Genomic DNA, 680 nt, shown 5'->3' on the forward strand with positions numbered 1-680 from the left:
GGCTTCGCGGGTTCATTGGCGGTGTTGAACGGCAGCGACGGCGGACCCGAGAACGGTGCGCTCATCATCACCACGGTGCGGAACACGTCGGGGCGGATCAGCGCGCACCACGCCGCGACCGACGAGCCGAAATCGTGCCCGATCACGGCATCGACATGCGTGTAGCCGAACGCCGCGACCAGCCCGAGCGCGTCGCGCACCAGGTTGGGCAGGCGGAAGGCGGCGAGGTCGCCGTCATAATCCGCGCTCCAGCCCGTCGTGCGGCCATAGCCGCGCTGGTCCGGCGCGATGACGTGATAGCCGGCCGCGGCAAGCTTCGGCATCACCTTGCGCCAGGAAAACGCCAGCTCCGGAAAGCCGTGCAGCAGCAACAGGCAGGGCCGGCCCGACGTCTCGAAGCCGGCTTCGAGCACATGCATGCGCAGGCCGTTGATCCCGTCGACATAGCGCGAGCGGATGGTGGAGGGCAGCGGGACGTCGGAGAGGGCTTCCATCTGAGTTCACCTGTTGGGCATCGCCGTACAACCAGCGCATTTGGCTGTATGCTGGCAGTCGTTGTCGTGACGATAGCAACTTTGCCCAGGGGATGCCTACCGCATGCGCCACGCGAGGATTGCAGAGCTGCCCGGCTGGATGGTGCGTCTCGGTCTGACCATCATCGCCGCGAGCTTCGTGCTGAT

1 protein-coding gene is annotated in these 680 nt (G+C 66.3%); it reads right to left on the reverse strand.

Annotated features, from left to right (window positions below; all coding sequences use genetic code 11):
- On the reverse strand, nt 1–494 hold a 494-nt coding region (locus NS334_RS16365; protein ID WP_153002792.1), incomplete at its 3' end, for an alpha/beta fold hydrolase.
- Between the last annotated feature and the right edge of the window lie 186 nt (nt 495–680).

The organism is Sphingomonas endophytica (genome assembly GCF_001476895.1).
Classification (GTDB): Bacteria; Pseudomonadota; Alphaproteobacteria; order Sphingomonadales; family Sphingomonadaceae; genus Sphingomonas; species Sphingomonas endophytica_A.